This is a genomic window from Lentzea xinjiangensis (genome assembly GCF_900110955.1).
GTDB classification, from domain to species: domain Bacteria; phylum Actinomycetota; class Actinomycetes; order Mycobacteriales; family Pseudonocardiaceae; genus Lentzea; species Lentzea xinjiangensis.
This window is the reverse complement of sequence record NZ_FOFR01000011.1, coordinates 173173-188600: the sequence shown is the minus strand read 5'-3', so window position 1 is coordinate 188600 and position 15428 is coordinate 173173. Positions and strand designations below refer to the sequence as shown.

General features: G+C 72.0%; 16 protein-coding genes. 7 read left to right on the top strand and 9 right to left on the bottom strand.

Annotated elements, in window-relative coordinates; translation table 11 throughout:
- The first annotated feature begins 80 nt into the window (after positions 1-80).
- The 3 genes from BMW88_RS23695 to BMW88_RS23685 are packed head-to-tail and all read left to right on the top strand — an operon-like array spanning position 81 to position 3015.
- The gene (locus BMW88_RS23695) at positions 81-620 is read left to right on the top strand and encodes a hemerythrin domain-containing protein (RefSeq protein WP_089953930.1); all 540 of its coding nucleotides are present in this window, start codon (positions 81-83) and stop codon (positions 618-620) included.
- Positions 617-1480: an NAD-dependent epimerase/dehydratase family protein gene (locus BMW88_RS23690; RefSeq protein WP_089953929.1), complete on the top strand. Its 864-nt coding sequence runs from the start codon at positions 617-619 to the stop codon at positions 1478-1480. The genes BMW88_RS23695 and BMW88_RS23690 overlap by 4 nt, the downstream gene beginning before the upstream one ends.
- A complete protein-coding gene (locus BMW88_RS23685) occupies positions 1477-3015 on the top strand; it encodes a phytoene desaturase family protein (protein ID WP_089953927.1) in 1539 nt (512 codons plus the stop codon). Before BMW88_RS23690 ends, BMW88_RS23685 begins: the two co-directional genes overlap by 4 nt.
- A gap of 323 nt (positions 3016-3338) precedes the next feature.
- On the opposite strand, the gene BMW88_RS23680 is transcribed toward BMW88_RS23685, so the two are convergent.
- The 3 genes from BMW88_RS23680 to BMW88_RS23670 form a co-directional block, all read right to left on the bottom strand.
- Positions 3339-3785 (bottom strand): SRPBCC family protein, encoded by a 447-nt coding sequence (locus BMW88_RS23680; RefSeq protein WP_089953926.1) that lies wholly within the window; start codon positions 3783-3785, stop codon positions 3339-3341.
- Between the two features lie 125 nt (positions 3786-3910).
- Positions 3911-4669: an LLM class flavin-dependent oxidoreductase gene (locus BMW88_RS23675; RefSeq protein WP_089953924.1), complete on the bottom strand. Its 759-nt coding sequence runs from the start codon at positions 4667-4669 to the stop codon at positions 3911-3913.
- A gap of 44 nt (positions 4670-4713) precedes the next feature.
- Positions 4714-5184, bottom strand: a complete 471-nt coding sequence (locus BMW88_RS23670) for a hypothetical protein (protein WP_089953923.1) — start codon at positions 5182-5184, stop codon at positions 4714-4716.
- A 166-nt stretch (positions 5185-5350) separates the two neighbouring features.
- Between BMW88_RS23670 and BMW88_RS42045 the strand changes: the two genes are divergently transcribed.
- Positions 5351-5494 (top strand): hypothetical protein, encoded by a 144-nt coding sequence (locus BMW88_RS42045; RefSeq protein ID WP_177221262.1) that lies wholly within the window; start codon positions 5351-5353, stop codon positions 5492-5494.
- Position 5495: 1 nt separating this feature from the next.
- On the opposite strand, the gene BMW88_RS23665 is transcribed toward BMW88_RS42045, so the two are convergent.
- Both BMW88_RS23665 and mug read right to left on the bottom strand, forming a co-directional pair.
- The gene (locus tag BMW88_RS23665) at positions 5496-8324 is read right to left on the bottom strand and encodes an AfsR/SARP family transcriptional regulator (protein WP_089953921.1); all 2829 of its coding nucleotides are present in this window, start codon (positions 8322-8324) and stop codon (positions 5496-5498) included.
- 191 nt (positions 8325-8515) lie between these two features.
- Positions 8516-9010, bottom strand: a complete 495-nt coding sequence (mug, locus tag BMW88_RS23660; protein WP_177221250.1) for a G/U mismatch-specific DNA glycosylase — start codon at positions 9008-9010, stop codon at positions 8516-8518.
- Between the two features lie 38 nt (positions 9011-9048).
- Between mug and BMW88_RS23655 the strand changes: the two genes are divergently transcribed.
- Positions 9049-9537 carry an HAD domain-containing protein gene (locus BMW88_RS23655; protein WP_245778007.1) on the top strand — a complete coding sequence of 163 codons (489 nt, stop codon included), beginning with the start codon at positions 9049-9051 and terminating at the stop codon, positions 9535-9537.
- A 281-nt stretch (positions 9538-9818) separates the two neighbouring features.
- Here BMW88_RS23655 and BMW88_RS23650 read toward each other — a convergent pair whose 3' ends face one another.
- From BMW88_RS23650 to BMW88_RS23640, 3 genes are all read right to left on the bottom strand, one after another.
- Positions 9819-10157, bottom strand: coding sequence for a sunset domain-containing protein (locus BMW88_RS23650; protein WP_089953916.1), 339 nt, complete (start codon positions 10155-10157; stop codon positions 9819-9821).
- Positions 10158-10166: 9 nt separating this feature from the next.
- The gene (locus BMW88_RS23645) at positions 10167-10622 is read right to left on the bottom strand and encodes a hypothetical protein (RefSeq protein WP_089953914.1); all 456 of its coding nucleotides are present in this window, start codon (positions 10620-10622) and stop codon (positions 10167-10169) included.
- A gap of 74 nt (positions 10623-10696) precedes the next feature.
- On the bottom strand, positions 10697-12346 hold the full coding sequence (locus BMW88_RS23640; protein WP_483868434.1) for a bifunctional metallophosphatase/5'-nucleotidase: 1650 nt from the start codon (positions 12344-12346) through the stop codon (positions 10697-10699).
- A 171-nt stretch (positions 12347-12517) separates the two neighbouring features.
- On the opposite strand from BMW88_RS23640, the gene BMW88_RS23635 reads away from it, so the two are divergent.
- Both BMW88_RS23635 and BMW88_RS23630 read left to right on the top strand, forming a co-directional pair.
- A complete protein-coding gene (locus tag BMW88_RS23635; protein ID WP_281249437.1) occupies positions 12518-13243 on the top strand; it encodes a response regulator transcription factor in 726 nt (241 codons plus the stop codon).
- Positions 13221-14612: a sensor histidine kinase gene (locus BMW88_RS23630; protein WP_089953909.1), complete on the top strand. Its 1392-nt coding sequence runs from the start codon at positions 13221-13223 to the stop codon at positions 14610-14612. The genes BMW88_RS23635 and BMW88_RS23630 overlap by 23 nt, the downstream gene beginning before the upstream one ends.
- 24 nt (positions 14613-14636) lie before the next feature.
- Here the strand turns inward: BMW88_RS23630 and BMW88_RS23625 are convergent, their stop codons facing one another.
- A complete protein-coding gene (locus tag BMW88_RS23625) occupies positions 14637-15413 on the bottom strand; it encodes an SGNH/GDSL hydrolase family protein (RefSeq protein WP_245778005.1) in 777 nt (258 codons plus the stop codon).
- Positions 15414-15428 lie beyond the last annotated feature (15 nt).

Below are 15428 nucleotides of genomic sequence, written 5' to 3'. Positions count from 1 at the left end.
ACCACGGAGTGTGCTAGCCCTTCGGTGCCGAACGAAATGAGATGCGGGGTTGCCGATCACATTTCGGGTATCCGGGGCACATGGCTGATGACGTGATCACTCTGCTGCACCGCCAGCACGCCGAAATCCGGACGCTGTTCACCGAACTGGAGACCGCGACCGGCGACGAACGCAAGGAAGCGTGGTACCAGCTCGTCCGGCTGCTCTCCATCCACGAGACCGCGGAGGAGGAGATCGTCCACCCCGCCGTCAAACGCGTGGACGGCGGCGAGCCGATCGTGGACGCGCGCGTCGCCGAGGAGCACCGCGCCAAGGAACTCCTCAGCACGATGGACCGCATCGGGCCCGACGCCGAGGGCTTCGACACGTTGCTCGTGCAGTTGCGCGACGACGTGCTCGCCCACGCGGAACACGAGGAGCAGACCGAGTTCCCGCTGCTGCGCGAGAAGTACGACCAGGAACGCCTGGAGCGCATGGCCAAGGCCGTGCGCGCCGCCGAGGCCATCGCGCCGACGCGCCCGCATCCGGGCGTCGAGAGCCCGATCGCGAACATGGCGCTCGGCCCGGTAGTGGCCGTCGTGGACAAGGCACGGGACGCGATCCGCAAGGTGCTCGGGTGAGGATCGTCGTCACCGGCGGCTCCGGCAACGTCGGCACCGCGCTCCGCCGCTTCCTCCCGTTCGAGGACGTCGGTGTGGACGTGCGCGCGCTGTCGTCGTTGCGGGATGCCATCCGCGGTGCCGACGTCGTGGTGCACCTGGCGTGGGCGATCAAGCCGGCGGACCGCGACACGAACATCGACGGCAGTGAGCACGTGCTTGCCGCGTGTGTGAAAGAAGAGGTCGGTCACCTGGTCTGTGCGTCGTCCGTCGCGGCGTACGGGCCGGCGCCGCGCTGGTCGAGGGTCGACGAGTCGTGGGCGCTGACCGGCATCCCCGGCAACACCTACAGCGCGCACAAGGTGCGGCTGGAAGAAATGATCAAACGCTACCCGTTGCCGTGCGCGGTGATCCGCCCGTGCGGCATCGGGCAGGCGTCGGCCGCCGAGCAGATCCGCCGCTGGCTGCTCAGCCCGTTGCTACCGCCCAAGCTGCTGCCGATGCTGCCGATCCCGCTGTGGAACGACCTGCGGCTGCAGCTCGTGCACGCCGACGACGTGGCCCGGGCGATCGTCGAGATCGTGCGGCGCAAGGCGGTCGGAGCGTTCAACCTCGCGTCCGAGCCGGTGCTGACCGCGCCGATGATCGCCGATCGCGTCGGCGCCGGCCGGATACCGGTGCCCTACCCGGTGATCGAGAAGCTGGCGGGCGCGACGGCACGGCTGGGTTTGCAGCCGCTGAGCCCGGAATGGGTCCGGATGGCCGATCAGGCACCGCTCGTGCGCACCACACGAGCACACGAGGATCTGGAATGGTGGCCCGAACACGACGCACGTGATGTGCTCCGTGAGGTGGTTACGGCAATGGGAGGACGTGCGTGAAAGAGGTCGACGCGATCGTCATCGGCTCCGGCCCGAACGGACTGGTCGCCGCGACCCTGCTCGCCGACGCGGGCTGGGACGTGCTGGTGCTGGAGCAGCGCGCCACCCCCGGTGGTGCCGTCGCCTCCGCGGAGACAACGGCACCGGGCTTCACCAACGACGTCTACAGCGCGTTCTACCCCCTCGGGCTCGGCTCGCCGGTCCTCGGCGCGTTGAACCTCGACGTGCACTGGGAGCACGCACCTGCCGTGCTCGCCCATGTGCTGCCCGACGACCGTGTCGCGCTCCTCTCCCGTGACGTCGAGGTCACCGCGAAGTCCGTCGGCGCGTTCGCGGACTCGGACGCCGAGGCGTGGCAGGCCGAGCACGCCCGCTGGCGGCAGGTCCGCGACGCCGTGCTGGAGAGCCTGCTGCGACCGTTCCCGCCCGTGCGCGGCGGTGCGTCGTTGCTGCGCGCGCTCGGCCCCGGTGACGCGCTGCGGCTGGTGCGGCTGCTGACGTTGCCCGCGCGGCGCCTCGGCGAGGAGCTGTTCGCCGGCGAGGGCGCCCGCGTCCTGCTGGCGGGCAACACGATGCACACGGACCTCGGCCCCGACCAGGCCGGCGGCGCGGGCTTCGGCTGGCTGCTCGCGATGCTCGGGCAGGACATCGGCAACCCGGTACCGCGCGGCGGGGCGGGGCAGCTGACCGCGTCCCTGGTGCGACGCTTCGGCGGACGCATCGAGACGAACGCAAAAGTGACCAAGGTGCTGCACGCCCGCGGTGTCGCCGTCGGCGTGCGTCTGGCAGACGGCTCAGTCGTGCGCGCACGCCGCGCTGTCCTGGCCGACGTGCCCGCGCCGTCGCTCTACCTGGACCTGATCGGCGCCGACGCACTGCCGTCGAAGCTCGTCGGCGACCTGGAGAGGTTCCAGTGGGACAGCGACACGATCAAGATCGACTGGGCCCTGTCGGGCCCGATCCCGTGGGCCAACCCGGAAGCGTCGCGGGCGGGCACCGTCCACCTCGGCGGTGACGTGAACGGCCTGGCCACCACAGCCCACGAACTGGCGTGCGGCAAGGTGCCGCGCAACCCGTTCGTCATCCTGGGCCAGATGACGACGACCGACCCGACCCGCTCCCCCGCGGGCACCGAGGCCGCCTGGGCGTACACGCACGTGCCGCTGGGCGGCAACTGGTCGACGGACCGGCTGAAGCGCCGCGCGGACCGCCTGGAGCTGATGATCGAGGACCACGCACCCGGCTTCCGCTCCCGCATCGTCGGTCGCTCGGTGCTGGGCCCCGACGAGATCGGCTCGGTCAACGGCGGCACGGCGGCGATCCACCAGCAGCTCGTCTTCCGGCCCGTGCCGGGGCTGGGCCGCGCGGACACGCCGTTCGACCGCCTGTACCTGACCGGGTCCTCGGCGTGGCCGGGCGGCGGCGTGCACGGCGCCGCCGGCGCGAACGCGGCACGGGCGGCGCTGGCCCGCTGGGGTGCGGCGGGTGGGCTGTACCGGGCGTTGATCCAGGGGGCCCACAAGGCGATCTACTGAGCGCTCGGCTGGTTTCCCGGAGGGGCAACGCGGCCAGCGCCTTCTCGGCTCGGTAATGGGCTCTGCCGAGCCGGGCACTGCCCGCTGGGCGGGTTCCCGGGCGGGGTCAGCGCGGCCGCCGCCTTGTCGGCCTGGCAGGAACAGCTCCGCCGAGCCGCGGCACCGACCGGCCGCTTACCACCCGCTCGGCGGGTTTCCTGGGTGGAGGCAGCGCGGCCAGCGCCTTATCGGCTCGGTAGGCGCTCTGCCGAGCCGGGCACCGCCCGGCCGTCCACCGCCCGCGCCTTACCGGCCCGGTGAGGCAGCTCTGCCGAGCCGGACGCCTACTGCCCGTGGCTCTTCCCGGCGGCCAGCGCGCCCAACCGGCGCAGCGTCTCGCGGTTGCGCGGGACCAGCATCGCGTCCTGCACCACCTTCGGCAGCAACGCGCCCGGCCCGCGCTGGACCCTCTCGGCCATCCGCACCTCCGTGACGTCCGCGGACCGCGGCACCAGGGTGAACGTGATGCGCGCGGCACCGGCCGGCCACAGCCGCGCGTCGAGCTCGAGCACCCTGGACGGCTCCAGGCGCACCACCTCGGTGGTGTCCTCGATGGTCAGCGGCCACGGCCCGACGCTGTGGTGGATGCGCGCACCCTCCTTGGGCCAGCCGTCGTCGACCGCGCGGATGTGGGACGCGCCCACCACCCACGCCGCGTAAGACCACCCGTCGGCGAGTACCGCCCACACGGTGTCGATGGGTGCTTCGACGTCCAGAGATACCTCAGCCACCCCGTTGAGGTACCCCCTGCGCCGGAGCGCAATCAACAGGCGGCGCGGCGAGCACGCGCCTCGGCCGCGGCGCCGGTCCTGATCAGCGACTTCGTCCCGGCGTCTGATCGCGTCCGGTGGTCGCGCTAGGCACTCGCCCCACCGAGCGAGCCCACGAAGCGGACGAAGCCCTCCGCGTCCTCACTCGCGGCCGACTGCTGCAGGACCACGCTGGTGGCGCCCGCTTCGGCCACCGAGGAGACGAGGTCGGTGACGAACGCGCGGTCCCGCGAGTCGGTCTCGACGTAGACGACGACCGGGTGCTCGCGCGACGCCCTGGTCGCCCTGACGCGGTCGAGGTCGGCGGACGCGTCCAGGATCGTGCCGTCGCCGACCTCGGCGGCGAGGTCCAGCGTCTTCGCCCCCAGGCCGCCCACGTAGACCGGCATGGGCGCGGCGGGTGGCCAGTCCAGCGCGACGCCCGTCAGGTTCACGTACCGGCCGGACGTCGTGACGCGCTCCCCGGCCAGCAGCGCCTTCAACGCACCCGTGTACTCGCGCAGGAGCGTCAGCGGCGAGGCGACCCGTGCGCCGACCTGGCCCATCCAGTCCTGCACGCCGTGCCCGACGCCGATCGACACGCGTCCGGGGAACAGTCGGTCGAGCGTCGCGGCCTCCATCGCGGTCAGCGCGACGTTGCGCAACGGCACCGGCAGCAGCCCTACGCCGACCTTCAGCCGGGACGTCCAGGCGAGTGCGGCGGAGGCGCAGGCGATGCCGCTCTCCAGGAAGCAGTCCTCCCACAGCCACAGCGAGTCCACACCGGACTCCTCGGCGGCCAGGACGACGGAGCGCAGGTTCTCCGGAGGGAGCTGGGGCCGGTAGACGGCGCCGAGTGTGATCACCCGTCAACTACTACCGGCCCCGGCCGTGGTTCGGCAACAGGCTCTCAGCACCCGCAGTTGTGGTACGTGACGTCCCAGTGGTTCGACTCGAGGTAGTAGATGTTGCCCGCGTTCGACTTCCACTTGTTGCCGCCGATGGACGAGAAGCTGCCCCTGATGTAGTTGGTGACGCAGCTCGACAGCCGGTAGTCCACCTTGTAGCCGTTCCAGTGCGAGTACGTGCCCGACGCGTGGCCCGTCTCCGTACCGCCGGTGATGGTCAGCGCACAGCCCGACGCGCTCTTGAAGGTCTTGGCACCCGCGATGGTCGTCTGGTTGATCTGCTCGAACGAGGTGCAGTTCGGCTGGTTGCGGTTGCTGCAGTTGCCGCTGGAGTCCCAGCTGATGCCGGCGGCGCGAAGCTGCGCGGTCGCCTGCGAGTGGGTGTACTTGGCCGGGGCCGCCGAAGCGACCGACGCGCCCATCAGCAGAGCGGCGAACATCGCGGCCACCGATGCGGTAGTGCGAACGAACATGCTCTTTCTCCTTATGCCCGAAGCGAGGTGCGGCGACGCTAGGGAGAAGCGGTAAAGGGACGCCTAAACCGGCCTTTGGCCGATCTTTGGCCCCGCCGTGGACAGTTCCGGCCATCACCGACCGATCGGAGCTGGAAGCTCATGACCAGCCACACCAAGTCCACTGTTGGACGAGATCGCTACGGAGATCTCGTGGGCGGACCTCGAGCCGGGCGACATGGATCCTGCGCAACGGCACGTGAAGCTGTTCGAGGAGTGGGCGGACTCCGCGAAGACGTCCGCGTGGATCCACGAGGAGGGCAGCGGCTGAGTCAGCTGACCGCGAGGCCCCACTGAGCGGGCCACTGGCGCGCCTCCCCCGCTTCACGGGTGCCCAGTCGCGTGAACAGCCGGGTCGCCTCGTCCCAGCAGCGGTCCGCGCCTGCCGCGTCCCCCTGGCAGGCGTGGACCGCACCCAGGTCGCGCAGCGTGCGCGCCCGCCACAGCGGCAGGCCGAGGTCGGTCCACGACGTGACGGCCTCGGTGAGCAGGACCCCGGCACCGGCGTGGTCGCCCGCCACGAGCCGCCACTCCCCCAGCGTGCGGCGGACGAGCGCTTCGCCGAACCGGTCGCCGACGTCGCGGCAGCCGTCCATCGCCTGCCGCAGCAGACGCTCCGCCCGGTCCAGCGAACCCTTGCGCAGCAGCACCTTCGCCAACGCCTGGGCGGTGTAGCAGCCGAGCAGCTCGTCCCCGGTGCCGGTGACCATCTCGTGGGCGCGGACGAGGTGCTCCTCCGCCAGGTCGAGCTCGCCGCGGGCGCGGTGCACGAGCCCGATCCCGCGGGCCGCCAGCGCCTCGCCGCGCCGGCTGCGCGCCGCTCGGTAACCGGCCTCCGCGCCGGCGAGCGTCTCGAACGCGCCGGCGTCGTCGCCGAGATCCCGTTGGATGGAGCCGATTCCGTAGAGCGCGTGCGCGACGCCCTCCGGGTCGTCGGACTCCAGCAGCTCGCGGGCCCGGCCGAGCGCCCGCAGCGCCGACGGGTACTCGCCGAGCTCCCGGCAGACCATGCCGATGCCGTTCATCGCGACGGCCTCGCCGTGCTTGTCCCCGATGTTGACGAACAACGTCTGCGCGGTCTCGAACCACGACCGCGCCTCGACGAGGTTGTCGCGCTTGTAGTGCATCTGCCCGAGGCTGCACCGCAGCACCGCCTCCAGCCGCAGGTTCCCCTTGCGCCACACGGCTTCCAACGCCGCCGTGTGCGAGCGTTCCCAGGCCTCGTAGCGGTTGCGCAGGCCGAACCAGGCGAACACCAGCACCTCGGCCAGCTGGCACGCGACCTCCGCCAGGCCGAGCTCCGCCGCCCGTTCCACCAGCTTCGTCAGCAACGGTTCCTCGCGCGCGAACCAGGCGTCCTTGTCCGCCGGGCGCGCCACGGTCGGGACGACGCCCAGCGAGTCCTGCATCCGCGGCACGGCCAGGAAGAGGTGCTCCGTCAAGCCGTCCACGGTGGACAGGGCGGCGACGACCGCCCGGCGCACGACGTCCTCCCGGTCCGCCGGCGGGTCCTCCGCCTCGGCCAGCTCCCGGGCGTGCAGCCGGACCAGCTCGTGCATCCGGTACCGCGCGCTGCCGATGACGTCGAGCAGCCGCGCGTCGACGAGCTGGTCGAGCGCGTCCTCGTCGAGCAGGTGCCCCCACAGGAAGCTCGGCACCTCGGACAGCCCGAGGAAGCCGAAGGCCCGGTACGCGCGCCGGACGTTCTCGTCGAGCGCCCGGTAGGTGAGCTCCAGGCTCGACCGCACCGCGAGGTCGTCCGCGACCAGCTCGTCGAGCCTGCTCCGTTCGCTGGAGAGCCTCTTGACGAGCTTGGACACCGGCCAGTGCGCCCGCCCGGCGAGCCGCGCGCCGGTGATCCGCACGGCGAGCGGCAGGTACCCGCACAACCGCGCCACCTCGGCGGCCTGGCCCGGCTCGTTCGCCACCCGCTCGTCACCGAGGATCCGCTGGAGCAGGGTGACGGCCTCGTCGCTGCTCAGCACGTCCAAGGGGATCCGGCGCACGCCTTCGAGCCCGCACAACCGGCTGCGGCTCGTGATCAGCGTCAGGCAGCCGGGGCTTCCCGGCAGCAGGGGCCGCACCTGCGACACGCTCGTGACGCCGTCCAGCACGATGACCACGCGCCGCCCGCCGACCGTCGCCCGCCACAGCGCCGCCCGTTCCTCGGCCGGCTCGGGAATCCGCTCGCTGGGCACGTCCATCGCCCGCAGCACCGCGTCGAGCGCCCCGGACGGCGAGTGCAGGTCGACGAAGAGCTGCCCGTCGGGATACCGGTCCGCCAGCCGGTGCGCCGCGTGCACGGCCAGCGCCGACTTGCCGACGCCCGCCGGCCCCTCGATCCACCAGACACCGCCGTCGCTGTCGAGCAGCCTGCTCAGCTCGGCGTCGCGCCCGGTGAAGTCACCGGCGTCGCGCGGCAGGTAGTTGCGCCTGCTGTCCCGCGCGCCCTCCAGCACGTCCCGGTGGAGCTGCTGCAACTGCTCGCCGGGCTCCACGCCGAGCTCGTCGACGAGCACCTTGCGCGTCTCCCGGAACACCCGCATCGCGTCGGCCCGCCGCCCCGCTCGTGCGAGCGCGGTCATGAGCTGCCCGCGCAGCCGTTCCGCGAGCGGGTACTCGGCGACGTAGGCCCCGAGCTTCTCGACGATCTCGGCGTGCCGCCCCAGCGCGAGCTCCGCGTCGACCAGCGCCTCCGCGGCGGCGAGCCGCTGCACGTCGAGCGTCTGCGCGAACACCACCGGCGTCCCGCGCCACAGCCGCAGCGCCTCGGTGAGCGCCTCGGCCCTGGCCCTGAGGTCGGGCTCGTCCCCGGCTCGGGCGACCAACCGGCGGAACACGTGCAGGTCGACGTCCTCGGGCGCGGCGTTGAGCACGTACCCGGCGGCCCGGTGCTCGACCGGCAGCCCGGCCCGGCGCAGCGTGGAGATGTGCACCTGCAGCGACTTGCGCGCCTGCGGCGGCGGCTGCTCGCCCCAGATGAGGTCGATGAGCCGCTCCACGGGCACGACCCGGCCGCACTCGACGGCCAGGACGGCCAAGATCTGCGCGGGTTTCGGCGGCACGGACGGCTCGACCGGCCCCAGAATCCTGACCTCCACTGCGCCCCCACCAGCGTTGAAGATTCACCGAGTTCTGCGCGGCATCGCCAAGTCTTGACGCAGCCCGACGCTCCCGAGTTCCACTTCCGGGTGAAAGCCACTCGAATGGACGCAGATCTGGATGCAACCAGACCGGAGTTCATCACGTCCAGCCTGCTTTCAGCAGGCATGAATGCGATCTGCCGTTTCGTTCACAGACTCGCTTTGAGCCGCGCGAACTCCTCGGCGAGCCCCGGCAGCTGCCAGTGGGCGTTCAGCCCGCTCGGATTGGGCAGCACCCACACCCGCACGCCACCCACCGTGTCCTGCTGCGGCCCGACCTGCGCCTTCTTCCGGCCGAACGCCGCCCGGTACACCGTCACGCCGAGCACCGCGAGAACCTTCGGTGAATACCGCTCGACTTTCTCCGCGAGCTCGATCCCACCGGCTTTCATCTCGTCAATTGTTAATTCGTCGGCCTTGGCGGACGGCCGCGCGACGACGTTCGTGATGCCGAGCCCGAGTTCGAGCAGCTCCCGCTGTTCGGCGGGCGCGAACTGCCGGGGCGTGAACCCGGACAAATGCAGGGCGGGCCAGAACCGGTTTCCCGGCCGCGCGAAGTGGTGCCCGGTCGCCTCCGACACGAGCCCCGGGTTGATACCGCAGAAGAGCACGTCCAGGCCGGGCTTGATCACGTCGGGAATCACGTGGTCAAGCCTACGAGGTGCGGCATACGCTGCCCGGCGTGGCGGTACTGCCCCTGCTGTTCCTCGACGTCGACGGCCCGCTCCTGCCCTTCGGGGGCGACATCGCCCACCACGGCCCCGATCACGCCAACCCGCTGCTCGCCCGCCTCGATCCGATGCACGGCCCATGGCTCGCGGCGCTGCCGTGCGAGCTGGTGTGGGCCACGACCTGGATGGATGACGCCAACGACCTCCTCGTGCCGCTGCTCGGCCTGCCGAGGCTCCCGGTCGTGACGTGGCAGGACGACCGGGAGGCGGAGACCGCCGACGCACGCCGAGGCCTGCACTGGAAGACCAGGGGTCTGGCCGCGTGGGCGGGTGGCAGGCCGTTCGCCTGGGTCGACGACGAGATCGGCGAGAACGACCGCGCCTGGACCGCGCGGCACCACCCCCAGGCCCTGCTGCACCGGGTGGACCCGCGCCGCGGCCTCACCGACACCGACTACCTGGCGCTCGACGCCTGGCTGCGCGCCCGGCAGCCGTGCTGAGGCCCGTGTTCACGGCCGGCCGGGCCTGGCGCGGGCTCTGGGGCGGCACGCCACCCGTCGGACGACGTAGCCACCTAACGGCAGCACCGATGCCCGTGTCCACGGTCGACCGGGCCTGACACGGACTCCGGGGGCGGCACGACACCCCGGCCCAACGACATGTCCGCCTGGCGACCACGCCGACGCCCGTGCTCACGGCAGCCGGACCTCACCCCGGCCCCGAGGCGGCACGACACCCGCCCGACCACGAACCCACGCGGCGGCAGCGCCTGCCCGCACCGCTACCCAGCCGCGGGCACCCGCGGCCGAGGCGTCCACATCGTGTAGCCCGCACGGCGGGCGTCCTCCGGCGAGTGGAAGAACGCGTCACCCTTCATCCGCTTGTAGTAGGGCGACTCGGGGGTGTGGAACATCATCGTCCGCGAGTTCGCCTTGATGGCGGGCGCCGCGGCCGGCGGCTCCTCCATGATCGGCAGTGGCGCGGCGGAACCGGCGGCAGAACCGGCGGCGAGGCCTGTGTCGCCGGGGGTGCGCGAGCGCATGGTCAGCCACGTCAGCAGCACGCCGGCGAGGAACGCGCCCGCGCACAGCAGGAACATCTGGAAGAAGAACCCGAGCAACGAACGCTCCTAGTCCGAAGTGAAGTCCTCGTCGACGCGGAGGTCCGGCGCGGCGGCGCGCAGGGCGTCGCTCAGCGCGCCCGCGCGGTCCGGGTCCGCTACGCGTGCCGAGGCGGTCAGGTGTCCTTTGTGGATGACGCCGGTGAACTCGGTGACGCCCTGGTCCAGCACCACCCCGAGCAGCGACGCGGCCACGGCCGGCGGTACGGGCACGCGCTGGTCGGCGTTCGGGGTGATCATGTCGGTGATCCGGTGTGCGGCGGTCAGGGCGCGCACGGCGTCGACGACGTCCTGGCGTTCCGCGGCCGAGGAGGCGGTGCCCGCCAGCACGATCTCCGACGAGCGCACGGCGAACACCAGCTGACCCGGCGCCACGTCCGGCGCGGGGCGGGACGCGAGCCCCACCGAGGCGAGCAACGCGGGCACGACGAGGGCGCCGACGAAGACGCGTTGCGGAAACTGCACGCGCCTGACCTACCTCATCCGGACGAGCCCGTGCCACCGCCCGGCGCGGAAGCCGCAGGACACGCCGGGCTATTTCACTCGTTCGTGGAAATCTCGACGGGCACCCCGCCGGCCACCAGGCGCCAGTCCACCCCGGTGAAGTCGGCGGGGTCCAGCACGCCCGCCGCCTTCACCCAGTCGATCAGGAGCTGGCGGATCTCCTGCCGCTGGTCGTGCAGCACGGGCGCGGAGGCGATGTGCGGGAAGTCGCCGCCACCGGCCTGCCGGTAGTTGTTCACCGCCACGGCGAACTCGAACGAGTCCGGCACGGGGACGCCGTCGTGCGCCAGGCCCACGATCCGCGACCCCGCAGGCCGCGAGATGTCGATGTCGTAGGTCAGCGGCGCGGTCAGCCCGTAGGCGATGTCGAAGTTGTAGTCCGGCACGTCGGCCGACACCTCGGCGGCCGAGAACGGTCCCGCGTCCGGCACCTGCCGGAAGTACCGGGCCGACTCCTCCAGCAGATCGCGGAGCTGCGCACCGGTCAGCCGGACGCCGACCAGCGTGTTGTCGAAGATGTAGAGCCCCGCGACGTCCCGGAAGGACACTTCGCCCGCCGGGATCGCCGCCGCGCGGTTGAACGGCGCGCACAGCGACACCACCGGCAGCGACGTCGACTTCGCGACCTCCAGCGCCTGCACGTGGTTGATGAACCGCAACGCCGGCGTGTCCTCGAACCGCGATCGGGCCGCCGACATCGCCCCGGCGCACGTGCCGATGCGCGCGTTGACGTACGAGACGACCTTGTCGTGGTCGTGCCGCAGCAGCCGCACGATCCGCGGGTCCTCGGGCACCGAGGCCGTCGGCAGCACCGACGACCGCGACGCGACGAGCTCCCAGCGCCCGTCGTGCCGCAGGTCGAACTCCATCAGCGACATCCGCTTGCCCCAGAACAGCGGTTCGGTCAGCAGCACCGGCCGCCCGGTCACCTTGTTCACCACGAACCGCTGCGGGATCTCCACGTGCGCGTGCCCGACCAGCACCGCGTCGATGCCCGGCACCGTCTCGGCCACCAGCTCCGCGCAGTTCTCCGGGAACGGCACCTGGTCGCCCAGCGACGACGAGAGGTCGGCCCCCGAGTGCGCCACCACGACCACCAGGTCGGACTTCGCCCGCACCTCCGGTACCCAGTGCAGCGCCTGCTCCACCAGGCCGGGAAAGGTCAGCACCCCCTCGACGTGTGCCCGGTCCCAGACCGCGATCCCGGGGTTGGTCAGCCCGAGGATCCCCACCCGCACCGGCGGCCCGCCCGTCCGCCACACGGTCTTGACCACGTACGGCTGGAACGCGGGCAGCCCGGTGGTCACGTCGACCGCGTTCGCCGCGAGCAACGGGAACTCGAGCTGCCGCTCGAACGTCCGCAGGACCCGCAGCCCGTAGTTGAACTCGTGGTTGCCAACGGCCGCGGCCGTGTAGCCGATCGCGTTCATCGCGGCGGCCATCGGGTGCACGTGGGCACGCGTGATCGGCTCGACCTTCGCGTAGTAGTACGCGAGCGGTGTGCCCTGGATGGTGTCACCGGCGTCGAGCACCAACGTCCGATGCCGCCCCACATCGGCACGCACCTGTGAGACCAGCGTCGAGATCTTGGCGAGCCCGACGTCGTTGTGCGCGAAGTCGTCGAACTCGCGGTCGAGGTAGTAGTCCCAGTTGAAGAGGTTCCCGTGCAGGTCCGTTGTGCCCAACACAGTCAGCGTGAACGTGCGCAGACCGCTCACCTCCGGTTGTGGTCGGGCCCTGAACCCGACCATAACCACTCACACTTGACCAAGCAGCCAGCGCATGACAGTGGCCCGCCTGTTCCTGTGCGTCGCGCGCACAGGTGGTACACAGGATCGGCGTTCACGATGGGAGCCATGCGCGCGATGAAGACCGATCTCCGCAGGGCGGACGGGCAGCCCGTGCGGGTGCTCGTGGTGGACGACGAGTCCACTCTGGCCGAGCTGATGACGCTGGCGCTGCGCATGGAGAAGTGGGACGTCCGCACGGCGCTGGACGGCCGGACGGCGGTGCGGACCGCGCGCGAGTTCCGCCCGGACGTGGTGGTGCTCGACGTGATGCTGCCGGACTTCGACGGCTTCGAGGTGCTGCGCCGGATGCGCGTGGAGTCCCCCGTGCTGCCCGTGCTGTTCCTCACCGCGAAGGACGCGGTGGAGGACCGCATCGCCGGGCTCACCGCGGGCGGCGACGACTACGTCACCAAGCCGTTCTCGCTGGAGGAGGTCGTGCTGCGGCTGCGCGCACTGCTGCGGCGCACCGGCGTGACCGGCGCCGGCGCGGGCACCAGGCTCCTCGTCGGCGACCTGTCGCTGAACGAGGAGACGCGCGAGGTCGACCGCGGCGGCGACTCGATCGAGCTGACCGCGACGGAGTTCGAGCTGCTGCGCTACCTCATGCGCAACCCGCGGGTGGTGCTGAGCAAGGCCCAGATCCTCGACCGCGTGTGGAGCTACGACTTCGGCGGCCAGGCGAACATCGTCGAGCTCTACATCTCCTACCTGCGCAAGAAGATCGACGCGGGGCGCGCTCCGATGATCCACACCATGCGGGGCGCCGGCTATGTCCTCAAGCCTGCGACCTAGGACGCTGCGGGCGAAGCTGGTCTGCGGCCAGATCGTCCTGCTCACCGCGCTGTGCCTGGTGATCGGCGGGGTCGCGGTGCTCGCCCTGCACTCGTTCCTGCTGGCCAACCTCGACCGCGAGGTCACGAACCTCCGGCCGCCGCCGCCCGGTTCGTCCTTCTCTTCCCCCGGTGTCAACGCGGTCATCCACCTCGACGGCACCGTGGAGGGCACGGTCGAGCTGCCCGGCTGGCAGCGCCCGCGCCCGCTCACCGAGGACGAGATCGCGGTGCTGGTGTCCGGGCCGCCGGGACCGCACACCGCCGACCTGGGCGAGGCGGGCGAGTTCCGCGTGGTCACCGACCGGCTGAGGATCAAGGGCCTGTCGCTGGCACCCGTGACGGACGTCGTGTGGCAGATGGTCCGGATCCTCGCCGGCCTCATCGTGGCGGGCTCGGTGGTGGTCGCGCTGGCGGGCCGGGTGGTCGTGCGGCGCGCTCTGGTGCCGTTGGACCGGGTCGCCGCCACCGCGGCCCGCGTCGCCGAGCTCCCGCTGCACGAGGGCGAGGTCGCGCTCGCCGACCGCGTGCCGGAGGAGGACACCGATCCGGCGACGGAGGTCGGCAAGGTCGGCCTCGCGCTGAACCGGATGCTGGGCCACGTCGACGAGGCCCTCAAGGCCAGGCACGCCAGCGAGACCAGGGTCCGGCAGTTCGTCGCCGACGCCTCGCACGAGCTCAGGACGCCGCTCGCCGCCATCCGCGGGTACGCCGAGCTGAGCCGGCGCAGCGCCGGGGACGTGCCCCCGCAGGTCGCGCACGCGATGGGCCGGGTCGAGTCGGAGGCGCTGCGGATGACCTCGCTGGTCGAGGACCTGCTCCTGCTGGCCCGCCTCGACGCGGGCCGCCCGCTCGCCAGCGAGGAGGTCGACCTCTCCCGGCTGGTGCTGGACGTCGTCGGCGACGCCCGGATCGCGGGCCCGGACCACCGGTGGAAGCTCGCGCTGCCGCGGGACCCCGTGGTCGTCCCCGGTGACGTGCCGCGGCTGCACCAGGTGATCGGCAACCTGCTGTCCAACGCCCGCGCCCACACCCCGCCGGGCACCACGGTGACCACCGGGCTGGCCGTCCACAACGGACGCGCCCACCTGACCGTCACCGATGACGGGCCGGGCATCCCCCACGGCCTGGAGGTGTTCGAACGGTTCGCCCGCGGCGACAGCTCGCGGTCGCGTGCCGCGGGCGGCACCGGCCTGGGGCTCGCGATCGTGGCCGCCGTGGTCGGCGCGCACGACGGCGAGGTGTCCGTGACGAGCGAACCGGGCAGGACGACGTTCACCGTCTCGCTGCGAGCAGCGGCACCACGCGAACGCCCAACCGGCCCGGGATAGGCCGTCACGTGGCCGGAGAGCCCCTCAGAGGCGGCCGGTGTCGGCGGGGAGCACCTCGCCCGGCACCGGCCCCACCACCTCGTCCACGGCCTCGCCGGCCCACAGCAACGGCAGCAGGTCCGCGCCCCGCCGCCACAGCCACGGGACCCCCTTCACCAGCAGCCACGCCATGTGGTGCCACACCGTCAGCTCACGGCCGCCGGAGCACTCCAGGCTGACGTCGCCGACGGCGTGCCCGGCCGCGCGCAGCTCGGCGGCGAAGGCCCTCGCCAGCAACCGGTGACCGCGCTCGGACGGGTGCAGCCGGTCGACGGCCCACGTCCGGAGCTCGTAGGCGCCGGGCAGCGTGTGCAGGTCGACGCACCGGACACCGTGCCGGGCGACGACGACGTCGATCACGCGGTTGTACTCGTCGATGCGGTCCTTGAGCACCCGCCGCAGCCTGCCGGGCAGCTTGAACACGCGGCCCTGGTCGTGGAAGCGCACCGTCACGACGGAGACGCCCGCGGCCGTCAGCTCGCGGCAGATGTGGTCGAGGTCCTCGTGCATGCGCGGCACGGAGAAGTCCGACCTCAGGGTGTCGTTGACGCCCGCGATGACGACGGCCGCGCTGGGCCTGTCGCGCAGGGCCCGCGGCAGCTGGGCGCGCCGGACGTCGGCGAGCCGCGCGCCGGAGACGGCGTAGTTGCGGTAGCCGTTGTCCTCGAAGGCGGACGCGAGGATCGGCCCGAAGCCGCGCCAGCCGCCGGGCACGAGGTCGCCTATCCCGACGGCTGTCGAGTCACCGAGTAACACCAGCACATACCCCAGGATCAG